This is a genomic window from Salinivibrio sp. AR647, from assembly GCF_001995415.1.
Taxonomy (GTDB): domain Bacteria; phylum Pseudomonadota; class Gammaproteobacteria; order Enterobacterales; family Vibrionaceae; genus Salinivibrio; species Salinivibrio costicola.
Window position 1 is genome coordinate 66,245 of sequence record NZ_MUFE01000007.1, and the last position, 21,036, is coordinate 87,280.

The 21,036-nt window shown below is 47.7% G+C and carries 20 protein-coding genes and 6 tRNA genes; 15 read left to right on the top strand and 11 right to left on the bottom strand.

Annotation, left to right across the window (positions count from 1 at the left end; all coding sequences use genetic code 11):
• Positions 1-35 precede the first annotated feature (35 nt).
• The 6 genes from BZG76_RS10030 to BZG76_RS10055 form a co-directional block, all read right to left on the bottom strand.
• A complete protein-coding gene (locus BZG76_RS10030; RefSeq protein WP_158011336.1) occupies positions 36-257 on the bottom strand; it encodes a FeoC-like transcriptional regulator in 222 nt (73 codons plus the stop codon).
• Positions 208-2,550 (bottom strand): ferrous iron transport protein B, encoded by a 2,343-nt coding sequence (gene feoB, locus BZG76_RS10035; RefSeq protein ID WP_077461227.1) that lies wholly within the window; start codon positions 2,548-2,550, stop codon positions 208-210. The genes BZG76_RS10030 and feoB overlap by 50 nt, the downstream gene beginning before the upstream one ends.
• A complete protein-coding gene (locus BZG76_RS10040) occupies positions 2,550-2,777 on the bottom strand; it encodes a FeoA family protein (RefSeq protein WP_021023136.1) in 228 nt (75 codons plus the stop codon). The genes feoB and BZG76_RS10040 overlap by 1 nt, the downstream gene beginning before the upstream one ends.
• A 174-nt stretch (positions 2,778-2,951) precedes the next feature.
• Positions 2,952-5,327 carry a Lon protease family protein gene (locus tag BZG76_RS10045; RefSeq protein ID WP_077461228.1) on the bottom strand — a complete coding sequence of 792 codons (2,376 nt, stop codon included), beginning with the start codon at positions 5,325-5,327 and terminating at the stop codon, positions 2,952-2,954.
• Between the two features lie 205 nt (positions 5,328-5,532).
• The gene (ltaE, locus tag BZG76_RS10050; RefSeq protein WP_443216190.1) at positions 5,533-6,540 is read right to left on the bottom strand and encodes a low-specificity L-threonine aldolase; all 1,008 of its coding nucleotides are present in this window, start codon (positions 6,538-6,540) and stop codon (positions 5,533-5,535) included.
• Positions 6,541-6,620: 80 nt separating this feature from the next.
• Positions 6,621-7,664: an ABC transporter substrate-binding protein gene (locus BZG76_RS10055; RefSeq protein ID WP_077461230.1), complete on the bottom strand. Its 1,044-nt coding sequence runs from the start codon at positions 7,662-7,664 to the stop codon at positions 6,621-6,623.
• Between the two features lie 295 nt (positions 7,665-7,959).
• On the opposite strand from BZG76_RS10055, the gene BZG76_RS10065 reads away from it, so the two are divergent.
• From BZG76_RS10065 to BZG76_RS10095, 7 genes are all read left to right on the top strand, one after another.
• Entirely contained in the window at positions 7,960-8,568 is a 609-nt protein-coding gene (locus tag BZG76_RS10065; RefSeq protein WP_021023132.1) for a 2OG-Fe(II) oxygenase, read from the top strand.
• Positions 8,569-8,684: 116 nt separating this feature from the next.
• Positions 8,685-9,254 (top strand): alpha-ketoglutarate-dependent dioxygenase AlkB family protein, encoded by a 570-nt coding sequence (locus tag BZG76_RS10070; protein ID WP_077461326.1) that lies wholly within the window; start codon positions 8,685-8,687, stop codon positions 9,252-9,254.
• Positions 9,255-9,526: 272 nt separating this feature from the next.
• Positions 9,527-9,600, top strand: a tRNA-Cys gene (locus BZG76_RS10075).
• Positions 9,601-9,629: 29 nt separating this feature from the next.
• A tRNA-Met gene (locus BZG76_RS10080) sits at positions 9,630-9,706 on the top strand.
• Between the two features lie 37 nt (positions 9,707-9,743).
• Positions 9,744-9,819, top strand: a tRNA-Gly gene (locus BZG76_RS10085).
• A 36-nt stretch (positions 9,820-9,855) separates the two neighbouring features.
• Positions 9,856-9,932: transfer RNA gene (locus tag BZG76_RS10090), tRNA-Met, on the top strand.
• A gap of 133 nt (positions 9,933-10,065) precedes the next feature.
• Positions 10,066-10,141: transfer RNA gene (locus BZG76_RS10095), tRNA-Gly, on the top strand.
• Between the two features lie 36 nt (positions 10,142-10,177).
• On the opposite strand, the gene BZG76_RS10100 is transcribed toward BZG76_RS10095, so the two are convergent.
• Positions 10,178-11,149: a sensor domain-containing diguanylate cyclase gene (locus tag BZG76_RS10100; protein WP_077461232.1), complete on the bottom strand. Its 972-nt coding sequence runs from the start codon at positions 11,147-11,149 to the stop codon at positions 10,178-10,180.
• Between the two features lie 257 nt (positions 11,150-11,406).
• Between BZG76_RS10100 and BZG76_RS10105 the strand changes: the two genes are divergently transcribed.
• Complete coding sequence (locus BZG76_RS10105) at positions 11,407-12,384, top strand: arginine deiminase-related protein (protein ID WP_077461233.1); 978 nt, start codon at positions 11,407-11,409, stop codon at positions 12,382-12,384.
• Between the two features lie 67 nt (positions 12,385-12,451).
• On the opposite strand, the gene BZG76_RS10110 is transcribed toward BZG76_RS10105, so the two are convergent.
• Positions 12,452-12,811 carry a HopJ type III effector protein gene (locus tag BZG76_RS10110; protein WP_077461234.1) on the bottom strand — a complete coding sequence of 120 codons (360 nt, stop codon included), beginning with the start codon at positions 12,809-12,811 and terminating at the stop codon, positions 12,452-12,454.
• Positions 12,812-12,994: 183 nt separating this feature from the next.
• On the opposite strand from BZG76_RS10110, the gene BZG76_RS10115 reads away from it, so the two are divergent.
• From BZG76_RS10115 to BZG76_RS15370, 3 genes are all read left to right on the top strand, one after another.
• A tRNA-Ser gene (locus tag BZG76_RS10115) sits at positions 12,995-13,085 on the top strand.
• Between the two features lie 239 nt (positions 13,086-13,324).
• Positions 13,325-13,987 carry an epoxyqueuosine reductase QueH gene (locus BZG76_RS10120; protein WP_077461235.1) on the top strand — a complete coding sequence of 221 codons (663 nt, stop codon included), beginning with the start codon at positions 13,325-13,327 and terminating at the stop codon, positions 13,985-13,987.
• A 48-nt stretch (positions 13,988-14,035) separates the two neighbouring features.
• Positions 14,036-14,212 carry a hypothetical protein gene (locus BZG76_RS15370; RefSeq protein ID WP_158011337.1) on the top strand — a complete coding sequence of 59 codons (177 nt, stop codon included), beginning with the start codon at positions 14,036-14,038 and terminating at the stop codon, positions 14,210-14,212.
• A 117-nt stretch (positions 14,213-14,329) separates the two neighbouring features.
• On the opposite strand, the gene BZG76_RS10125 is transcribed toward BZG76_RS15370, so the two are convergent.
• Positions 14,330-15,106 carry a MipA/OmpV family protein gene (locus BZG76_RS10125; protein ID WP_077461236.1) on the bottom strand — a complete coding sequence of 259 codons (777 nt, stop codon included), beginning with the start codon at positions 15,104-15,106 and terminating at the stop codon, positions 14,330-14,332.
• 178 nt (positions 15,107-15,284) lie between these two features.
• Here BZG76_RS10125 and BZG76_RS10130 point away from each other — a divergent pair, with 178 nt between their 5' ends.
• Positions 15,285-15,989: a response regulator gene (locus tag BZG76_RS10130; RefSeq protein WP_077461237.1), complete on the top strand. Its 705-nt coding sequence runs from the start codon at positions 15,285-15,287 to the stop codon at positions 15,987-15,989.
• On the opposite strand, the gene BZG76_RS10135 is transcribed toward BZG76_RS10130, so the two are convergent.
• Together BZG76_RS10135 and BZG76_RS10140 are read right to left on the bottom strand one after the other, a co-directional pair.
• Positions 15,962-16,921: a hypothetical protein gene (locus tag BZG76_RS10135; protein ID WP_077461238.1), complete on the bottom strand. Its 960-nt coding sequence runs from the start codon at positions 16,919-16,921 to the stop codon at positions 15,962-15,964. The two genes, BZG76_RS10130 and BZG76_RS10135, sit on opposite strands and share 28 nt — an antisense overlap.
• Positions 16,922-17,070: 149 nt before the next feature.
• A complete protein-coding gene (locus tag BZG76_RS10140) occupies positions 17,071-17,763 on the bottom strand; it encodes an outer membrane protein (protein WP_077461239.1) in 693 nt (230 codons plus the stop codon).
• Between the two features lie 292 nt (positions 17,764-18,055).
• Between BZG76_RS10140 and BZG76_RS10145 the strand changes: the two genes are divergently transcribed.
• The 3 genes from BZG76_RS10145 (at position 18,056) to BZG76_RS10155 (ending at position 20,906) form a co-directional block, all read left to right on the top strand.
• Positions 18,056-19,342 carry a HAMP domain-containing histidine kinase gene (locus tag BZG76_RS10145; RefSeq protein ID WP_077461240.1) on the top strand — a complete coding sequence of 429 codons (1,287 nt, stop codon included), beginning with the start codon at positions 18,056-18,058 and terminating at the stop codon, positions 19,340-19,342.
• 101 nt (positions 19,343-19,443) lie between these two features.
• Positions 19,444-20,208 carry a glucosaminidase domain-containing protein gene (locus BZG76_RS10150; RefSeq protein WP_021023126.1) on the top strand — a complete coding sequence of 255 codons (765 nt, stop codon included), beginning with the start codon at positions 19,444-19,446 and terminating at the stop codon, positions 20,206-20,208.
• 14 nt (positions 20,209-20,222) lie between these two features.
• On the top strand, positions 20,223-20,906 hold the full coding sequence (locus tag BZG76_RS10155; RefSeq protein ID WP_077461241.1) for a YoaK family protein: 684 nt from the start codon (positions 20,223-20,225) through the stop codon (positions 20,904-20,906).
• Positions 20,907-21,036 lie beyond the last annotated feature (130 nt).

The window sequence follows — 21,036 nt, forward strand, 5'->3', positions numbered from 1 at the left end:
GGCGACCTTAATGGTCGCCGTTTTTGTATGTCTCGCTATACCATACTCAAGCATTGTATTTCGTTATGATGCGCTAAACGGTATTGAACCTCTTGCTGATCGTGACAAGTACATTGGCGGATGATCGTGCCCCGCCTGATCCAAGTCTCCATCATGGCCTCAATACCGTCGGGACTGAGGCCGTACTCTTTTGCAAGCGCTTCTCGACTAATGACACCCGCCTGAGTGACACTGGCTTTGAGCTTTTGCAGGATCATAATAGGTCTCCTTGAACCAATGAGGATGGCGACCAACATAACGCATTACGCCGATCACGGTAATCAGTAGGGCAGAAAGGCTGACAATATAAACTGTCGCCTGAGTGGTCGCCACGCCGATTTGACTGACTTGAAAGCACAGTGTGGCACCACTGACAGCTAAGAGCATTGACCATCCCGCGATAAATAGCGCAAATCGACGGCCAAACTCACGGGTATAAGCTCCCATCGCGGCAACACAGGGCGTATACAGTAGGATCACAATCAGATAAGCCATAACACTGGCCGTCGTCGTGAATTGGCGGTGTAAATTGTCAAACGTTGCCATACTCACTGCTTGCTCTTGCGCAGCGGCTTCGGTGTTTTCTATCTCACCCACGCTCATCGCGAATGGATCGCTGTAATCAATGCCAAATAAGTTTTCCGGAATGCTTTGAACGGCGTCAACAAGCGCATCACTGATCGAGCCTTCGTCTTGTTCTGCATTGGTTGGGGCATAGAGGCTATTTAAGGTACCAACCACTGCTTCTTTGGCGAATAGTCCGGTCACTAAGCCGACAGTGGCTGGCCAATTATCTTCTTCGATACCAATGGGTGAGAGAGCAGGGGTGACAACTTGAGCCGCTTTCGATAACACGGAGGTCTCGCTATCTTCATGGCCAAAGCTGCCATCGGTACCGAGAGAGTTAAAGAAAGTTAAGAGGGTTACCACAATGACGATGGTTTTACCTGCCCCCAATACGAAACGGCGCAGCTTTTGCCAGGTATGACTCAACACGTGGCGCATACGAGGGAGCTCGTAGTCCGGCAGTGTCATTAACAGACTTTCACTCTGGCCCGGATAAAGGGTGTGGCGCAAAATCAAACCAGTGAGCACGGCCGCTGCAATCCCGAGTAAGTAGAGCGCAAATACCAGGTTTTGTCCGTTTTGCGGGAAGAACGCTGCGGCAAATAAGGCGTAAACGGGGAGCCGTGCACCACAGGACATAAAGGTGGCCATTGCTGCGGCGGTTTTGCGCTCATGAATTTGCTCAAGAGTGCGCGTTGCCATGACGGCAGGCACTGTACAGCCAAAGCCGAGGATCAGGGGGACAAATGCTTTACCCGGTAAGCCAATTTTTTGCATCAAACCATCGAGCAAAAAGGCGGCGCGCGCCATGTAACCGGTGCTTTCTAGAACGGTGAGAAAAAGATACAGCCCAGCAATCACCGGGATAAAGGTCGCCACGGTTTGGATACCACCACCCACACCATCTGCAACGAGTGTCACTATCGCTTCGGGCAATATGCCATCTAATAGTTGATGGGTGCCATCCACTAAAACAGCGCCAGCGGCGATATCAAAAAAGTCGATAAAGGCGCCGCCAATATTGATGGCAAATACGAACATGGCATAGAGTACGGCAAGCAAAATAGGCAGCGATAAAAAAGGATTGAGGATCACCTTGTCGAGTTTTTCGGTTTTATTGCGGCTTAAATGGCGGTGCTCGCGTCGTGTGTCATGTACCAGATCGCGAATATAGCTGTAGCGTGTATCGGCGATAAGAATGTCGGTATCTTGTCCGGCCAGCGATTGGCAAGCCTGGGAAAATAACGCTTGTAGGGACGTATCATTGCCATCGGGCAAACGATCTCGCTCTAGGCACTCAAGCAAATGGGCGCGTTGATTCACTTGTGCCGCTGCCGAGCCTGCAAACGGGGCGCCAAGATGAGATTGGATCCATGCCTCGATATGCTCACCATAGTTTAACTGCATGGCGTCGCAATGCGGAAGTTCCATCATCATATGGGCGAGCTGATGGCGGAAAGTCGCCACACTGTCGGCTTGGCATGCGGTAACGGTAAGCACGGGACAACCAAGCCATTCTTGTAGCTTCCCGATATCGAGCTGTTGTCCGTTGCGATCTAACCGATCCATCTTATTGATCAGCACTATCATCGGGACGCCGCGCTCGCGTAATTGCAAGGTAAGGTACAGCCCTCTTTCAAGACTATTGGCGTCTAGCACATTAATGATCGCATCACAGTCGTGGCTATCAATTGAATACGTCGCGATTTGTTCGTCTAGGCTGGCATCAAAGCCTGCATTTAGCGCGTATAAACCGGGTAAATCGGTAATTTCACACTCTGTATTGTCGTTCGCTGTTTGATTGAACGTGAGCTGGCCGACTTTCTTATCAACCGTGACGCCAGCCCAGTTACCGACTTTTTGGCGAGAGCCGGTTAACGCATTAAATAATGTGGTTTTGCCGCAGTTTGGGTTACCGGCAAGAAGAATGCGTTTTTTTTCCATTACAGTGTCTCCACATCAATCAATTTGGCAACGTCACGACGAACGACGAGTTGTTCGTTATCGAGCCGGATTTGTAATGGGTCTCCAAGCGGTGCTCGCCGAACCAGCTCCACCGCGGTGCCCGGGATTAATCCCATAACAGCAAGGCGGTGACGGATAACAGCGGGCACATGATGGACACTGGTAATACGCGCGGACTGACCGCGACCAAGCGTTGACAGTTTCATAATGCGAGATCCAAATAAGAATGGTTTTCATTGCATATTACGCGCAAAGGTCGCTATTTTTTTTGCGTCGGATCAAGCTATGGTGAAAGTCAATAACGTGATTGCTGCCACAATGAGAAGTGACGATCCTGATGTGAACTAAGAAGAAAAAAGCGGCCAGTGTGGCCGCTGTCTTTAACTTGCGGAAGTACGATGTGCATCGCGTTGATTGTTCAGTTTATCCATCGCGATGGTCAATAGTCCGTTGGGGGCTTTACCCTCGGGGCCAAAACCCGCTTTCTCTCCTGATAAAAGCGAGAGTGCTTCACTGACGTGCGAAACGGCATAAATATGAAATTCGCCTTTTTCAACCGCCAGCACCACATCTTTGCGCAACATCAGATTCTGAATATTGGTGGCAGGAATAATTACCCCTTGCTGGTGGTTTGGCCCTTTGAGTGTGCAGACGTCAAAGAAGCCTTCGATTTTTTCATTCACACCGCCAATCGGTTGTGCTTCGCCAAATTGGTTCATGGATCCTGTGATGGCGATATCCTGGCGCAGTGGCACCTCAGTCATTGCCGAGAAAATCGCACAAAATTCCGCCATGGAGGCGCTATCACCGTCGACGCCGCCATACGATTGTTCAAAGGTCAGATGCGTTTTAAGCGGGATCTTATCGGTTTTACCCAAAAGCGTGGCAAGATACGCGGATAAAATCATTACCCCTTTTGAGTGAATACGCCCGCCTAGTTTTACGCTACGCTCTATATCGAGTACTTCACCTTCGCCAAACGCGGTGGTCGCGGTAATACGATTAGGTAAACCAAAGCTGTAGTCAGAGGTGCTGAGCACTGACAGGCCGTTAATCTGGCCGAGAGCCGTTCCCTGGGTGTTGATCAACGTTACCCCGTTTTCTACATTCTGCATCATGCTGTCTCGTAAGCGGCTTACCCGCATGTTTCGACTGGCAAGGGCTTTTTCAACATGCAGCGCGCCAACGGTATTCGCTTTTGCTTGCGTGGCCCAGTAATTGGACTCGCGCAATAAGTTAGCGATGTCAGCTGAATGAAGCGACAAACGGTTTTGATCCTCAGCTTGTCGCGCACTGTGCTCGATAATACGAGCGATAGCACCGCGGCTACAGTGCAACAGGTTGCCATCATGGATAATGCTGGAAATAAATTTGGCGTATTGATGCTCAGTACTCTCTGTACGCGGCATGTCATCTTCAAAATCTGCTGTGACTCGGAACAGCTCACTGAATTCTGCATCGTAGCGTTGTAAAAGCTGATACGTTTGATAATCGCCAAATAAAACAATTTTGAGATCAAGTGGAATGGGGGCTGGATCGAGTGACACGGTTCCGCTGAGGGTTACCTCTCGCTCTAGCGCACTGACGCTGAGCTGACGACTGCTCAAGGCACGTTTAATGCCTTCCCATACGTAAGGTTTTTCGAGCACTTTGATGGCATCCATCATCAACACACCGCCATTGGCGCGATGGAAACTGCCGGCGCGAATGAGAGAAAAGTCAGTGAAGACCGTGCCTTTAAAGGTGGCGTTTTCAACATAGCCAAATAAATTGTGATAGCTGGGGCTGTCTTCGACCACGATGGGGGCTTGCGCGTCGTGTTGGCTAACTAATACATTGACTTGATAACGGCGAGGGAGCTTTTTATCTAACGCCGCGTAGGCGAGTGCCGCTTGCTCTTCGCTGTCTTCTAAAAAAATATCAAGGTGTTCCAGCATGTCGGCCTGCATTGCCTCGAGAAAAGTGATGATCTCGGGCAGCTCTGCGAACGTCTTTTTCAGTGGCGCGATATGGGTGGCAATCACTTCTTGGCCAATGTCTTCATCAAGCGCTTTTTGTTTGTCTGCGTATTCTGACTCCCATTCACCCAATTGGCGAACAACGCCGCGTAATTCAGTCTCAAGCTTATCAATCACTTTACCGAAGGCCATCTGTTCATCTTGTGATAAAGCATCAAAGGTGTCTTCAGTATGTGGCTCCTCACCGTTAAGGGCAACGAACTGATAATCCCCTTGTGGCGTGATAGAAAGACTAACACTGTTTTTCTCTGCGGTTTCACTTAAGCCTTGCAGAATCGTTTGTTGCCGCTCAGTGAGTTGATTTTTTAATGTTTCCGCACGTTGGTAGTACATTTCATTATCAAACGCCATTGGCAGGGCATTGGCGAGCTTACCCATGAGCTGTTCAATATGCTTTTTTAATTCACTACCTTTTCCCGCGGGGAGTTTTAGGACTTGTGGTGAACGTGCTTCTTGGAAATTCGCAACATAGCACCAATCATAAACGGGTGAATCAGTCTGCCAGTGCTGGTTAAGGTAGCGCATCATCATGGTGCGTTTACCGAGTCCGTTCTGACCGATGGCGTAAATGTTGTAACCTTTTTCTTTAATTGACATCGCGAATTCAACGGCGTGGCGAGCGCGATCTTGACCGACAATTTCGTCAAGTTGCGCAAGATGCTTGGTTGACGTAATGTCGCTGTGTTTCAAGCTAGATTCACGATACAAGCGATCGCTGGTGAGCTGAGTGAGAGCCATGGCTGTCCCCGTATTGGCGTTTAATCGTTACTGATTTTAGTGTAGCGACTGTAAGTGATTGTTTTAGTGACTTTGGTGGAGAAAGCGATGATAGGGTCACAGTTTTACATTGGCTGGTTATTTTATAAACAAAAAACGGACTTATGCGCCCGCTTTTTATCGATTTTATCGCGAAGGAAGAAGGTCTGCGCTTCGATGATAGCGACTAAAGAGAGTCGGCTATTGCACGAATAAGGGTATTGATATCCTCACGGCTGATGTCTTTATGGGTCACCAAACGAGCGGGATGACCACTTAACGTGACGCGAATATCCTTCTCAATCAGCCGCATTTGAAGCCGTGTACGCTCGATCGTATCGGCGATATCGACGTAGACGATATTGGTTTGGACCTGATAAGCGTCAGTTGAAAAGCCGTCAAGTTGATGCAATTTACTCGCTAAGTACTGCGCATTGGCATGATCTTGAGCCAGGCGGTCAACATTTTCATTGAGTGCTTTCTGACCGGCAACCGCTAAGATCCCCGCTTGGCGCATCCCCCCACCGAGCATTTTCCGTATGCGTCTTGCTTTATTGATAAAGGCTTGAGAACCAAGAAGAAGAGAGCCAACGGGGGCGCCAAGTCCTTTGGATAAACAAATGGTCATTGAATCAAAGTGACAACTGATGGCGGTGATATCGACGCCTAACGCGACTGCCGCATTGTAAACGCGCGCGCCATCGAGATGTAACTGCAGCTTGTGGTGATCACAAAAAATGCGCGCCTCGGCCAGGTAGGATAAAGGTAAAACTTTACCGCCGATGGTATTTTCTAAGCTTAAGAGTTTCGTTCGCGCAAAATGGAAATCGTTTGGCTTGATTGCAGCCGCGAGCTTATCAAAGGGAAGGCTGCCGTCTGGGGCATTGTCTATCGGTTGGGGCTGAATCGAGCCTAATACGGCGGCGCCTCCGGCTTCATACTTATAATTATGGGCCTGTTGACCACATAAATATTCATCACCACGCTCACAATGGGCCATTAAGGCCATTAGGTTGGCTTGGGTTCCTGAGGCAGTAAAGAGGGCAGCGTCAAAGCCATGGCGTGAAGCGGCCCACTCTTCTAGTGTATTGACGCTAGGATCATCGCGATACACGTCGTCGCCGACGGGGGCATTCGCCATCGCCGTTCGCATCGCCTCGTCAGGCTGAGTCACTGTGTCAGAACGAAAATCAATCATCAGGCAACATCCTTATCATCAAAGGCCCTCTATCAGCGAGGGCCTACGGTTGGCGTAAGCTCGAAAAGCGTCACTGTTTAGCTTTTCAGCATTTGCCAGTATTTTTGGTAGATCGTCACCGCTTCACCAACATCATCAGTAAATTCACCGTTATTGACGGCTTCATCAGACGGGAAAATCGTTTTGTTTTCTCGTAGATCGGCATCTAAATACTCCGCAGCGCCAGTGTTGGGGGCGGGGTAGCCAAACTCTTCGACTAATTTTGCTTGGTTTTCAGGCTGATACATAAAGTCGATAAACTTGTGCGCCAAGGTTTTGTGCTCAGCGTTTTTCGGGATAATAAAGTTATCCATCCATAATATCGCGCCCTCTTGCGGGTAGACAAACTCAATCCCATCGATCTCTTGTTGAGCCATATGGGCATTGCCATTCCATTGCTGACCAATATTGACTTCGCCTGTAATAAACGGAACGTGTGGCGCATCGGAGTTATAAACCACCACGTTATCACGCAGATCGCGCAGGGACTGATAGGCTTGCTTAATTTCCGCTTCATCGGTGCTGTTAATGCTATGGCCCTGGGCTTTTAACGCCATCCCAAACACGTCGCGCACATCATTCAGCAGCATGACTTGGCCACGAAAATCGTCGCGCCATAAATCTGCCCATTTTGTCACTTTGCTACCGTCGATGTAATCGCTGTGGTAGCTAATACCCGTGACACCAAAAACATAAGGGAGCGAGTAGTCATTCTTTGGATCAAATGATTGGCCGAGCAAGCCTGGGCGTAACTGGTCAAAATGACCAATCTGGCTTTTATCAATTTTAGCGAGCATATCCTCGTTGATCATGCGCTCAATAAAATAGGTTGAGGCAAACGCCAGATCATAGCCTTCACTGTTTAGCAGCTTAAGCTTGGCATACATGGATTCGTTACTCTCGAATGTCGAGTAGTTCACATCAACCTGGTATTTTTCTTCAAACGCTTCAATGACATCCATGGGCATATACTCTGCCCAATTATAAAGATTGAGCACCTTATCTTCGGCATGGACGCCGCTTGCGAATACAGTCGTGAGTGCAAGTGCTGTTGCGGTGATTCCGTGAGTGATTTTCTTCATTATCATGGTCCTTCAATGGCTAATTGGCCGAGTACACGTCGAGCGCATAATATTGCACCCAGACTCTGTATAAAAGCCTTTTCTTGATCAATCTCGGCCTTTTTAAAGGTTCCGCTAAACAGTAGCATAATGCCGTGCTCGCCCCCTAAACTCGCGCCGAAGACAAGGTGAGTGATATGGGTGATGACACCGACGGTTCTATAAATAGTCCTTATCGTCACGATAAAGAAAATAGGTTGCCCCCCAGTCAAAAGGCAGTAAGGTAACCGTTCTAATTGGCGGCGGAGATAAGTGTTTGAACGAACTGACCATCATCGATGATATTGCGACTCATGGCCTTAGTGTTTGTGACGATTTTTTATCGGCGCAAGCGGTTAGCGATTTGCAGGCATGCTTACCCGCTCAGTGGAATCAAGCGGCAATCGGCCGAGAGCGTAAACAGCATACCAACACCCAAATTCGTCGCGACAAAATCTATTGGTTAGAACGTGATACGGCGCCCGCTATCGATACGCTTTTGGATAAAATGGCGAATTTGCAGTACGCCTTCAATCGGCATTTATTCTTGGGATTGTTTGAGTACGAGGCGCATTTTGCTAAGTACAATCCCGGTGATTTTTATGCCAAACATTATGATGCGTTTGAGGGACGATCAAATCGTAAAGTCACGACGGTACTCTATCTAAACCACGATTGGTCTGAGCAAGACGGTGGTGAAATCGTGATTTACAACCCTGATGGGTCGCATCGCCAAACGCTGTGGCCCAAAGCGGGACGGCTGGTCACTTTTTTATCCGAAGCGTTTCCCCATGAAGTGCTCCCGGCCAAAAGGCAACGGTTTAGTATTGCGGGTTGGTATCGGTTAAATGGCATGAGCGGCCGACGTGTTGATCCAATTCGTTAACCACAGCCATACTGAATGCCATATGAGAACCGAGGTGACAATTGTGTATGGCACGCCCCCCACAGCAACAATGTTTTTTTACCGACACGACGTTTGATCCGCAGCAAGGTGGAGCTATGCCCCAAGCTGACGTCTATTGGTCCCCAAACTGGCTAGCGAGCAATCAAGCGGATGCGTTTTTTACATCGCTTCGCGCACAAACGGCTTGGCAGCAACTTCCTATTTCGATGTTTGGGCGGACCGTGATGCAGCCGCGCTTGTTAGCTTGGTATGGTGATCATGCTTATACCTACAGTGGACTCACATTATCTCCCCGTCCTTGGACATCAGAGTTACTGGATTTGAAAGCGCGTGTTGAAGCCGCCACCCACGCCCGTTTCAATACCGTCTTGCTCAATCTCTATCGAGATGGTAGCGATTACATGGGCTGGCATAGAGACGATGAATTGGAATTGGGGAAGCAGCCGACCATTGCCTCGGTGAGTCTGGGCGCGAGTCGTCGGTTTTTATTCCGTCACCCCAAGCGACAGCTAAAGCGTGAGTTTTTACTCGATCATGGCTCACTGTTAGTGATGGCAGGCGAGACGCAAACCCACTGGCAACATAGTGTGCCCAAAACGCAAAAGCCGCTGGGTGAGCGAATCAACCTGACGTTTCGTTGGTTAAACAGTGAAGAGGCTAAGTAAAGCAAGCTGATCGCCTGCGGTGAACAAGTCACTATCGCATTACGCCTCGTCTATGCGATCGCGTGAAATTTTTAGGAAAGACGCGTGAGATTTTTAGCAACGAATAGGGGAATGGCAGTAATAAATGCTGAAAATAACAGCGGATTGGTCGAAGTTTGACGCTTTTGTTTGTAAAACAGCCATCTGAAACTTTTATTAAATAATAAGTGTTGACTCGATCACGTTTATCCGTAGAATGCCTCCCCGTACCGCAGAGACGGAAACAAAACAAAGGCGCGTTGGCAGAGTGGCTATGCAGCGGATTGCAAATCCGTGTACCTCGGTTCGACTCCGGGACGCGCCTCCAAGTTCCTCTAGGTGCACAGTAAAATCGGACGCGGGATGGAGCAGTTTGGTAGCTCGTCGGGCTCATAACCCGAAGGTCGTTGGTTCAAATCCAGCTCCCGCAACCAATTTTTACAAAGCGTGATGCAACGCTTAATTGCATAGGCGACATTAGCTCAGCTGGTAGAGCGCGACCTTGCCAAGGTCGAGGTCACGAGTTCGAACCTCGTATGTCGCTCCAAGTTTTGCCCACATCAAGCATGATTGATGTTACGGACGCGGGATGGAGCAGTCTGGTAGCTCGTCGGGCTCATAACCCGAAGGTCGGTGGTTCGAATCCGCCTCCCGCAACCAATTTTAGGTTGACGAAAAGCATTTAACAGTTGGTTAAAGTCAATACGACCTACGGTCGGTGCCGTTGCACGGCGCGTTAAATCAGCCTCCCGCAACCAATTTTCTAAGCGCTTTTAGGCGCTTGATTGAATAAGCGACATTAGCTCAGCTGGTAGAGCGCGACCTTGCCAAGGTCGAGGTCACGAGTTCGAACCTCGTATGTCGCTCCAATCTCCTCATCGTTTATCTCACCTATTTTGTTAGCGTTATCCAATATCACGTGTTTCCGAAGGCACAGGGTATGTCCGAGTGTCGTTCGTTGCGTCTAATAACATGGTTTCTAATGTCACTGTTTCATCGATCTGGGTGAAGTGGGCGAGGCCGACCGAATAGACAAACGGATAACGTTCTGACGATAAACGCCGGCAGAGCCTTAGGTAAAATCGATCTAATTGGGCTTCGACGGCGTCAACGTCTTGTTGAATCAATAATACGGCGAATTCACAGCCTTCTAAACGTCCTATCCAGCCTGTATCATCAAAGACATCCCTTAAACAGGCGGCAAATGCTCTCAGGACGCCATCACCCGCATGCTTGCCATAGTGCCGATTTATGCCTTGTAGCTGACGGACGTCAAAGTGCAACAAAGTATGTTGATCTTCGATCACCATCTCATCGGTCAAATAGCTGGTTACTTCTCGGTAAAAGCCACGGCGATTAAATACGCTTGTCAAAGGGTCGATCACATTTTGTTGAGTCATGACCAGCTCATGTTCCACGATTCGCGCGAGATCTGACAGCGCGCGCTCACAGGCGTCAGTGAGCTGACGAGGCTTGTGATCGATGACACAGAGGGTACCAAGCAAGTGCTCGCTATCAAGACTAAAAGGGAATCCAGCATAAAAACGGATGTTAGGAGGACCGGTTACCAATGGGTTATCATCAAATCGACGATCATTAAGCGTGTCCTCAATGATAAATGGTTCGAGTTGATGAATAGCATGCCCACAAATGGACTCACTGCGCCCAGTCTGATTAACGGCTAACCCACGTTTGGCTTTAAACCATTGGCGATCTTCATCAACCAGGCTAATCGCAACCACCGGGCAATCAGATACGTAGGCTGCGACACGCACAATTCGCTCAAATCGATCTTCACGGCCCGTATCTAATATCCCTAGATCGTACAAGGCGTGAAGACGCTTATCTTCGTGGCGAGTTGGCTGCGCTGGTTTCATGCTTTGTTCTCCCTGTTTATTTTAATAGTGTAGTTAACTAAACTTCCGCCCTGCAATGTGCGGATTCACCTGGATTTGTAAAAAAAATGATTTGTATAAACCGGGGTGTAAAAACCGATTTGTAAAAAACTTGTTTCAATGATATTTTCCTGCGGTTATTCATTCCACCGGGTGAGGCTGTTGCGCGTTTAAAACTGATCGCGTACCCCATAGCCCATCTATACTCTTTCAGTCATGTTGTTTTAGAAGGTTTGCTTATGGCGTTTTTAGCGAGCTATGATACCCAATATCCGCTATCCCATCCCCACGCAGCGTCGGCCGTGTTGATGGTGCCCCCGCTTCATTTTAAGTTTAATGCACAAACCAGTGAGGATAATGGTTTTCAACACGCTCCCTCATTGCCCGACGAGGAAGTAAAAACGCGCGCCATGGCAGAGTTTAATAACATGGTGATGATTTTGCGTCGCCACGGTATTGATGTGGTGGTGATGGAATACCCTGACTCGGATCCGGCGACACCGGATGCCGTCTTCCCGAATAACTGGTTTAGCACCTTGCCCAGTGGTGAGCTTTATCTTTACCCTATGGCATGCCCAAACCGTCAGTTGGAGGTAAAGCCAGAGCGTTTAATGGCAGCATTGGATCGTGCCGGCTATGACGTTAATCATGTGCATAAGGTCAAATGTCATGATAAAGAAGAGGCGTTTCTCGAAAGCACAGGCGCAATGGTTATCGATCACCTTAACCAGCGTGTTTATGCGGCGCTTTCACACCGTTGTGACAGTATTTTATTGACCGAATGGGCAGCAAAGGTGGGCATGCGACAAGTCGTGAGCTTCAACACCGAGATGAGCGATGGCAATCCGGTTTATCATACCAATGTGATGATGGCTGTGGGCGAAGCGTTTGCCGTGGTTTGTGATGAGGTAATAGAGGCCGGGCAGCGGGATTTGGTCTGCAATACACTGAGCGAAGACAAAACGCTCGTCTCGATCAGTGAATCACAAATGAATCAGCTTTGTGGCAATATCTTGCAATTGCGAAATCGACATGGCGAATCGGTGATTGTGATGTCGTTGTCTGCTTACAGTGCTTTTACAGAAGCGCAAAAGCGTACATTACGCCAGTTTGGGAAACTGGTTCCTATCGATGTCACAACAATAGAGACAATTGGCGGCGGTAGCGTACGTTGTATGATGGGGGAGATATTTCTGCCGCGTCAGCATACTAGCTAGCGTTCGATCAAGTCTGGCGTCATAGGCAAACGGCGACCGCGGGTCGCCGTTTTTGATCGGACGTCATTTAAGAATGCGTTCGCGTTTTTGCTTTTAAGGGCATTTTGTCAAACGACACACCTTTCCATCCAGTTACCATAAAATTACGAATATTTTTATGATCAGTCCCAGAGGGATGGCTCAACACGTCCTCGCGGTAGTACCCTCCGAAACACGCGAGCGTTTGCGCTTCCGTTAACTCATGCAGCTGGCAAAACGCGAGCACTTTGCAAGAGCCTGTATTTTGTCCAGCTTTATTGGCGAGATTACCGTTAGTAAATCGCGTGGGCGCGTAGTCGTAATGTGCATCTATCACCGCCATCGTCTCATCAAACATTACCATATCGGGTGTTTGCGTTACCTTGGCGAGAAAGCTGTCTAAGGTCATGTCGGTTCCTGAGTTAGTAACATGCGAGCTCTCAATGGAGAGTATATGCACGTTGTACCAACTTGTTCACCGAATGTGAAGCCGCGTCATGTCAGTAATGGATGAATATCCATCACTTAAACAAAAAATAGTGTTGCAGTACTTTACATTGCACTAGGGCATCATTAGTATACAAAACTGTTCGGAGGGATGGCTGAGCGGTTGAAAGCACCGGTCTTGAAAACCGGCAAGGGTTAATAGCCCTTCCAGGGTTCAAATCCCTGTCCCTCCGCCAAATCTAAAAAAGCCGCTGAAAAATCAGCGGCTTTTTTGTATCTATTTTAACTCTCTCTTTCCGAAGTCTGTTCACACTCGCCCGAGTAAGTGATGTAAAGTTCATCATAAATAAGCGCAAAACACCGCTCGAAAATCACAACGTCTGCAAATTTGGGCGATGGCGTGCTAGAATCCGTTACATACGCAAATATATGAATATTGGCGTTTTATTTTTTGCATTGTGAACACGGAATTGCCATGCCTGAATTTACACGCGCACCGTTGCCTTTACCGCCTGACTTTGATCGCGACCACGACCAGCTATTACTCCACTCATGTTGTGCCCCTTGTTCGGGAGAAGTGATGGAAGCGATACAAGCAAGCGGGATCCGTTACAGTATCTTTTTTTATAATCCCAACATACATCCTGTTAAAGAATACGAAATTCGCAAGCAGGAGAATACTCGCTTTGCAGAAGATCATGACGTGCCGTTTATCGATATGGATTACGACACCGATAACTGGTACGCCAGAGCTAAGGGGATGGAGTTTGAACCTGAGCGCGGCATCCGATGTACCATGTGCTTTGATATGCGGTTCGATCGTACAGCGTTATATGCCGCCGAACATGGTTTCCGGTTTATCAGTAGTTCACTGGGTATCTCGCGCTGGAAGAACATGCAGCAAATTAATGATTGTGGCCATCGCGCAGCCGCCCCATATCCAGATGTAAGCTACTGGGATTACAACTGGCGCAAGCAAGGTGGTAGTCAGCGAATGATAGAAATCAGCAAGCGCGAGCGTTTTTACCAGCAGGAATACTGCGGGTGTATTTATTCGCTGCGGGATACGAATAAACACCGCCTAGCACAAGGACGCGAGCGAATTAAGCTCGGCGTACAATACTACGGTGACGATTAAAACTAAGCACCAGATTTAAACCGAAAGGCGCCTCTCAGGCGCTTTTCCGTGCGTTTAAATGGCTTTCACCGCGCAGGTGTGACGGGTGATGCCAGTAATTGGCCAGAGGCAACACAAGCGCATCTTGATATCGTAAAAGTCGCCTTGCAAACGGCAGGACTGCAAACCGTGACCATGCCACCACCTGAATTACTGCCTGCAATGGGGGACCAGCGAGACGTCTGAATCAGCGAGATAGCTAAACGTGTGTCGTCGTGTTCATTAAGCGAACTCCATGACGTGACAAGGCCCCCGGATGAAGCGGAGGCCTTATTGAAATAGTTATTATCTGAGCTTGGGATCTTAAAAATGATAGCTCATGGTCACTTGTGCATCCCACTGATTAGCGCTATCTACGATTGGCGAATCAGCAATGTCACTGCCCAAACGGGTGTATTGTGTACTTTGGCTGATATCCCAGTTTTCGCCCATTGGCATCACAAGCTTGTATCCTAAGTTGTAGGTAAAGCTGTTATCGCCTTTATAAGCCGAACGTTGCATGGTCGCTTCACTGTCTTTTACACCAAAATAATGATCAACATAATCATCACTTAGCCAGTTCACGCCTGCGAATGGAACAAAGTCGATTTTACCAAAGTGTGTGATATGCATGTACTTCATGCCAGCGTTTAGACCGTCGTATTCGCCAGTGATATCGTGCCCTACAAATGTAGAAAGAACACCACCTATACCGGTATTGATATCCATATTAAAACCGCCATTGATCCCTGCATTACGATCTTTCATGCCAGCCAGGCTATCAGCGTCTTTGCTCTCGTAACCCTTTGATGCATGACCGATAAAAGCGTTGATATTCACACTGTCATCATTATTGCCGAAAAAACGGTAGTTAAGGCCATTTGTTAGATCAGCGTTGAAGTCTTCACCGCGATAGCCAAGGTTTAGGTTCAGATAGGTAGTGTCATCTTGGCTTTTGTAAAGATCACTTGTCGTGCTGATACCCACTTCAGCGACCGCTTGTCCTTCATGTGAGTAGATATTGCCGTTGCGGATATATGTGTCGCCCGCATAGGCTGCATTTGACGCGATCGCTGCGATAATAATAGCTAGTTTTTTCATGTGTTTTACCTTAAAAGTGTCTAACGCTCGGATTGGCAGTACTCTAAACGCAGCGATGCAATAAAAGTATCTTAAGTTGGTATGGAATTGTCTGGTGTTTGTAAACGAAATAATCAGTAGAAATTAGACTACAATTGAGGTAACCATAGGTAAGGTAATCACGTTGTTATGAGTGAAAATGGAAGAAAAAATACATTTGTTTGTGGTTGAAGATGATCCGAAAATGCGCGAAATGCTGACAGACTACTTCGAGGCACAAAATTACACAGTAACGGCATTAGAGCAGGGTACGGGGGCGGCAGAACGCATTTTAGCGGATCAGCCTAATTTAGTCTTGCTGGATTTGATGCTGCCTGGCGATGATGGATTGACAATTTGTCGACAGATACGCAATGATTTTCACGGACTTATTATGATGTTAACCGCCAGTGATGACGACTTTGATCATGTCGCGGCACTGGAAATTGGCGCCGATGACTTTGTTAGTAAACCCATTAAACCAAGAGTACTGATGGCGCGAGTACGGATGTTATTGCGTCGTCAATCAGAAGTTATCCTGCCATCAACACCGTCAAGGCTGTTGCAATATGGTGGGCTTGTGCTTAATCAAGCGCGCCGACAGTGCCAGTTGGATGAACAAAGCATTACGTTAACGGAAAGTGAGTTTGACTTACTGTGGCAGCTCGCGTCACACCCCGATGCGGTTCAGTCTCGAGATACACTGACCAAAGCGCTACGGGGCATTGAATATGACGGTATCGACAGAACGGTAGACAATAAGATTGTTACACTGCGAAAAAAACTGATGGATGACGCGGCGAGCCCGCACCGTATTATCACGGTACGGGGGAAAGGTTACTTATTTGTTCCTGACACTTGGTAAGCTTGCTCTGACGTGACGACCCTTGTTTTAATCAACGCGTAGAGCGTAGGCGCATTTTCACCAAGGGTTTGTTTCCACGTCTCTGAGAGTTGGTCAAGTATGAGGCATAGCGCCAATCCCTTTTCATAAGACATTCTTCGTTCGAGTAAATGGTGATTGTTACTGCTAATGATCCAATTAAAATAGTCATTAAATGAGAGAACAGTGTCATTTGCGGCGGGAACAAACATTTCATCATAGTGTAGAAGAAAGGGTTTGAGCTCTACGTATGTTGCTGTTCCTTCCATTGTTTCACTGTTCGTCTCCGCGACGAGTTGGGGCCATTGCTGATAGCGTTTTTCTCTAATCGTAACCCAGTCTCGCAGCGTGCTTTTTAATACGTTTTTGTCTGATAAATTGTCTAACGCTTGGTCAAGTAGCGTCATTTCGCGCGCGAGTAGCTGATAGTGTTCATGATTATGTGGGTATTGTGCGATAAATTCATTACCATTTTGATCATAATGCCATCTTTTTTGGTGATACAGGTGGAATGCTTCATGAGACATAAATTGTGAGAACCCTGCACCTCTATTGTCATTAATGAGGAAAGCCCCTTCAGAATAATAGAACACTAATGCGTCTTTACCCTCAATCATTGTGTTTGTGAAGTTCGCAATAAATCGCCATAACAGCGTGCTTAGATCATACCAGCGTGTGCTGTAGAGGTTGCTAATATTCTGATATGGCGAGGTATCGACTTTTTTTAGCCAAACGCTATCGTAGTTGTCCGGTTTATTGACGATAAATATTGTGCTGTATATATTCCACTTTTTTTTACTTACCAATATTATAGGGTGATCCTGTAACACATACTGATTGTTCCATATGTCCTGAGGTGGAAAAGAAAATAATGCGTCTAATTCATTGAGCATAACGCGATCAACAAGCGCCATGTTTCGTTGGCTGTTAGGAGTATAAGATGTTGATATAAAATAACAATATAAAGCTATAACAAGTGTGGCAATGAGGACTAATGTTCTGTTTAACATGACCGTATGACTAGTAGGACTAAACAGCCATGGTATGACTGCCTAGTGGAAGATTAAAAGTGATAGTTAAGGCCGAGATAGATTTGGTTTGACTTTTTGAAATCAAACTCGTCATCGTATTTGTTTTTATTGAGGCGTTGGTGTCTTAACCCTAACTCAACGTCTACATCTTCGTTTAAGTTAACACCTGCACCAATAAATGCGGCAGTCATTAGTCCAGATTTGGAGGTTTGACTTTTTTCGGTTTCGTAGCAATAGCTGCTATTACTGCATTCGGTTATCGCCTTATGCTTGAGCGTGTCTTTATAATGACCTACTTCCAATCCAGCAAAGCTATAAAGAGTAGCACTGATCGAATACTTATATTTTCCGCCTAGACCGAAGGTATCTATATGACGTTTGGTTTCTGAACGGTCTTTCAAGGACGTAAACGTAGAGCCTCCCAAATCATAAAAACCATACATGTCGATACTATGGCTGCCATGCTGATAAACGTTTTTCCCGATGTTGATCGATGTTGTTGACACTTCATCAAAGTCTGCACCTGACGGCGAGTCAGGATGACTGCTCCATCCTTCTGCTATGTCCCAATGCCTTATTTTCGGTGATTTGGCGTCTGTAAAAATAGTGTTGCCGTGTTTAAAACCAATAAAGTAACGATTTTCTTTATTTTCTTTTGCATTGACACTCATCGCAGAGGCTGATGACGTTAATGCTAAAATAACGAGCATTGAATGTGTTTTCATGATTTACACCCCTGATTGTTATAGGGCTGCAGGGTACTCAATATAAAGGGCGATGAATGTCACTTTTTTGTCTGTCTATGTCGACAAGTGGTCAATGGATGTCGCCATCAAGGTAATGCGCTGAAAAATAAGGTTCAGGATCGTGACAAACCACCGACAGAAGTCGATGCGCAGATGATTTAGTATCATGATATCGTCTGGTTCTGCATAAGCATTATCTGCATGAGCACTATCTGGACAAGCAGCAAGGACTGTCTATTCATACTCATCATTCGCGTTTTAAGGTACGGGCATGCGCAGAATATATATTGAATTCTATGTGGGGTTAGTGGTTGTTTTTTTTATCACCATGACCTCTTTTTTTGTCTTTGAAGAGGGCGTGCTCGGTGATTATGACGCCATACTCGAACAAAGAAGAGCGGATGGCATTGTAGATATGCTTGATGCCATTGAAGCGACGTCTGGTACAGAGGCTGCCTTGCAGGTACTCCGAGGCTACGTTGACAAGGTCGAATTAGAGCTGGATGTGTACAACAATCATACTGTCCCTGCAACTGTTGCAACCTATTTTAACCAGCAAAGCCGTGAAGCTGATGTCTTTTACGATGATGAAGACACGCTATGGCTCAAGCTATCGGATCATCAAACGTTTTACAGTATGCAAAATGCGCCAGACTCTGAGCTACATCAATCCGTTGCGTTTAATGAAGACTTGCTGGTTGTGTTTTTATTCGGCGGGTTTGCCATCTATAGCTTCTTTATGGTGTGGTTTTTAAGTCGTCGTGTCCGTGCGCTCGAGAAAACAGCACATCAGTTTGCAGACGGTAATCTTACCGCACGTGCGTCCACGCGGAGCCACCAGCGTGTTGGATCACTGAATCGCACCTTTAATCATATGGCCGATCGCATTGGTCATTTAGTTACGAGTAGCCGAGCATTAACCAATGCGGTGGCGCATGAATTGCGATCGCCGTTATTTCGAATTCAATGGCAAGCTGAATTGTTGGCAGAAAGCCAGTTAGATAGCAAGCAGCAAAAAAAAGTGGCGAGTATTATTGAAGACACTGATGAAATGACGTCACTGGTCGATGAGCTTCTGTATCTGGCCCGAGTTGATCATCCTAACACGCTATTTTCGCTGCAAACGCTGGATACGTCTGTGTGGATGCACGAACAATGGCCGCGTTGGCAGACGCTGAGCACCAAGTCCGTGAGCTTGGATGCACCGCAAGATTTGCCCTGCATTGAGGCCGACCTGCATTTGCTTAAACGCGTGATCACAAACTTAATCGGTAATGCGGAGAAGTATGCGACCAGTCAAATAGCCGTGCGTGTCTATTGTGAGGACACTCAGCTGGTGATCGCGGTACACGATGATGGTGAGGGGGTCGAATCGTCACACTGGCCGTTTATTTTTGATGCCTTTTACAGTGCGGATCGTTCCCGCGATAAAAAGCGTTCCGGCTATGGTTTAGGGCTTGCGATCGTTAAACAAATTGTCACTCGTCACGGCGGCCATGTTGAGGTTGACCATAGTGATTTAGGTGGGGCGTGCTTTCGGGTGATTTTTCCCTGTTAACATAGATGTGGCACTGCCAGTATAAAGTTGAGCGGGCGATATTCGTCGCCAACGGGTATTTCGCGTATAATACCGCTCACATCGACAACATCAGGGGCATCATGAAACATCGTAACTTTGTCTTGATTGGCATGGCTATTGTTGCTGTGGCTATCACCATTTTGATCTCGCGTCAGCAGCCCAAAGCTCCCCTTGTGCCCGATTTCCAATCTTTTGCCGCGGGGGCAGAGCGCAAGCAGGCGTTTTTTGATTACTTCACGCCCGTTGTCAATACGATTAATAGCCAAATACGGGCCGATCGTACCGCATTGTTGGCATGGCATGCGCGTAAAAATGCGTTAAGTAGCCGAGAAACAAAACGCGTCCAAGCGTTGGCGAATCAGTACGAGTTAGCAGACTTTGATGTTAGCCAGGAAGCGAATTGGATGGCGCTGATCCAACGAGTGGATATCATTCCGCCGTCGCTGGTGTTAGCGCAGGCAGCCAATGAGAGTGCGTGGGGCACCTCGCGGTTTGCACGTGAAGGCAATAACTACTTTGGCCAGTGGTGTTTCAGCAAAGGGTGTGGTCTGGTGCCTAAGCAGCGAACGGAAGGCAAAACCCATGAAGTGGCTGCGTTTGAAGGGCCACAAGCCTCGGTAGAAAGCTATATCAACAACCTTAATACCCATGCCGCATATCAAGGACTACGCGAGATCCGCGCCCGTCTGCGAGAGCAAAACAAAACGCTTTCAGGCGCGGTGCTCGCCAATGGGTTAGGGCGCTACTCTGAGCGTGGGCAGGCCTATGTGGAAGAGTTGCAAGCGATGATCCGTCATAACCAACTCGATAGGCTCGACCCGCCAGCATCGTCACCGACTAACTAACGCAAGGAAAGCCAATGATTACCCGTTTGCCTCGGTGGGTTGAATCCGGGGCGTTCGTGTTGGCGCTGATCGCCGGCACCATCAATGCGATCGGTCTGTTGGGTTTTGAACACCAAGCCGTCTCACACGTGTCAGGCACTGCGACGCAATTTGGCTCGGGGCTGTTTGCGGGCCAGTGGATGCACGTTGTTCAGCTGGGTGGCTTATTGTTGGCCTTTTTCCTTGGTGCTGCGGTGTCCGGCTGCTTATTGCATGGCAGCACGCTAAAGCTGGGCCGCCATTATGACTCGGCACTCTTTGTTGAAGCCGGGTTAATTGTGGTGGCGTTTTATTTTTTGTCCCGCGGCATTGCCATTGGTCAACTGGCGGCATCGGCGGCTTGTGGCCTGCAAAATGCGATGGCGACCACCTATAGTGGTGCGATTGTACGCTCAACCCATTTAACCGGTATTATCACCGATTTAGGCTTAATGTTGGGCGGCAAGCTGCGCGGTAACCGCGTTGATAAGCGTAAACTGATGCTGTTTTTACTGATTGCGTCTGGGTTTATTGTCGGCGGCGTGGTAGGGGCGGCGTTATTTGCGCATTTCCACTTTACGGCCTTGTTGTTTCCGGCGGGATTATGCTTCGTGGTGGCACTGTGTTATCGCGCCACCATGACTCGACAACATTTGAGATCGGGCAATAATAGCCAATAAATACACAATGTATTAACAATGCGCGTTTTCGAGCATGGCGTCTTTGTCTTCTTTGTCTTCTTTTTCACGACCATGCTATCCCTAGGTGTTTTCCTCAAATGGCGGATAAACGCGGCCTGATTTCTTGTAG